This is a genomic window from Mesopusillimonas faecipullorum (genome assembly GCF_020539505.1).
GTDB classification, from domain to species: domain Bacteria; phylum Pseudomonadota; class Gammaproteobacteria; order Burkholderiales; family Burkholderiaceae_B; genus Mesopusillimonas; species Mesopusillimonas faecipullorum.
This window is the reverse complement of record NZ_JACDXW010000025.1, coordinates 1-1,062: the sequence shown is the minus strand read 5'-3', so window position 1 is coordinate 1,062 and position 1,062 is coordinate 1. Positions and strand designations below refer to the sequence as shown.

General features: G+C 56.8%; 1 protein-coding gene. It reads left to right on the top strand.

The window, feature by feature from the left end; all coding sequences use genetic code 11:
* Window positions 1-82: 82 nt before the first annotated feature.
* The coding region (locus H0484_RS15030) for an ISL3 family transposase (RefSeq protein WP_226955444.1) at window positions 83-1,062 on the top strand (980 nt) is incomplete at its 3' end.

Below are 1,062 nucleotides of genomic sequence, written 5' to 3'. Positions count from 1 at the left end.
AGGCTCTACCTCATAAAAGGGGGACGCTCGACATTCATTAGACTTGTTTTTGCGAAGAACACGTTTAATGGAAGCAATGCCGATGTCCCCAATCGATTTTATCTTAGGGATCCCTGGGCTGGTGGTCCACGCTGTCAAGCGAATGCAAGATATTCATGTGTGGGCGGGGCCGCGTAAGCGGCCCGCCTGCATGCACTGCGCAGGCGAGCAGGTGCGCGTGAAGGCCACCTATCAGCGCACGCTCAAGCACACACGCCAAGGCAATCAGTTGGTGGTGTTGCACCTGAGCGTTCCCAAGTACCACTGCACCGACTGCAACCGCTATTTCCGGCATCGTTTTGCCGGGATTCTTCCCCGGCTACGTGCCACCGAGACCTACCGCCTGGAGGTCTTTGAAGCGCATGATGGCGGTGTCAGCCAGCGCAAGCTGACGCACACGCACCGTATCGGCAGTGCAACGGTGGAGCGCTGGTATCAATCGTTCATCAAGCGGCGCGTGTCAGAGCTCTCCGGTCGCAGCTGCCCTCAGGTGCTGGGGATTGATGAACACTTCTTCACCCGTAAAAAGGGCTATGCCACCACGTTGGTAGACTTGAAGAACCATAAGGTGTTCGATGTGGTGTTGGGGCGCTCAGAAGCGAGCTTACGCAGCTACCTGAAGCGTTTGCCGGGCAGGGAGAATGTGCGGGTCATTGTGATGGATTTGTCTGAGACGTACCGCCGGATCGCCCGGCAGTACTTCCCCAATGCCATGATCGTGGCTGATCGCTTCCACGTGGTGCGTCTGGTGAACCAGCACTTCATGAAGCTGTGGCAGCAGTATGACCCCGAGGGCCGCAAGAACCGTGGATTGCTGAGCCTGATGCGTCGTCATCACTGGAAGCTCAGTGCGGTACAGAAGGAGAATCTGCATCAGTATCTGGCTCAGGAACCGGTGCTTCGGGCGTTGTACTTCGCCAAACAGCAACTGAATGGCTTCCTGGTCATGAAGAGCCTGAACAGAAAGCGGGCTCAGAAGATGATGCGCCCGTTCCTGGCGTTGATCGCGCAGTTTGAACAGAG